This is a genomic window from Ruegeria sp. AI3, assembly GCF_056541245.1.
Genome location: NZ_JBQFYA010000089.1, coordinates 1 through 577 on the forward strand (window position 1 = coordinate 1; position 577 = coordinate 577).

1 protein-coding gene is annotated in these 577 nt (G+C 45.6%); it reads left to right on the forward strand.

Annotated elements, in window-relative coordinates; all coding sequences use genetic code 11:
• Positions 1–54: 54 nt before the first annotated feature.
• The coding region (locus ACRZ95_RS23195) for a hypothetical protein (RefSeq protein ID WP_480555756.1) at positions 55–577 on the forward strand (523 nt) is incomplete at its 3' end.

The following is a 577-nucleotide window of genomic DNA, read 5'->3' on the forward strand; positions in this document are numbered from 1 at the left end:
GTTTGCGAGATAGAAATGGAAGCCCCGCCATTATAGCTGCGGGGCTTTTTCGCCATGAGAACACTTGATCACGTCGATAATAAACTCTTTGAAGCTCAGTTTTTTATTGAACAAATGGAAAACAGCAAAAATGAGCTTTTTGCCATGCGTTGTTTCTTCAGCGCGTTTGTCTCGTCTGTTCGCAGTGTAACGTTTGCTATGCAGGCAAGCATGAAGGGCGTAGATGGGTTTGAAAATTGGTACGCTGATATCCAAGCCGAGCTTCGGAGTAGTCCTATTGCACGTTTTTTTCATGAATGCAGAACGGACGATCAGAAGATCGGTTTCAACCATATAGTTGGCGGTTTCCCCTCGGAAACAGGCGTCGAGTTCTGGTTTGGTGAACCCGAGCCGGGACGTTGTAAATTTGTCCCTGAAACAGATGTTTTAACCACGTGCAAGATGCACATGCGAACGACCTGTGCGATTGTCGACAAAGCCTACAACGATTTTGGCTTGGAGATTGATCCTGACCAAATCTACACACCAGACGGTTTGAAGCTAAAAAGTTGGTCTCTAGAAGACGTTGACGAGTATT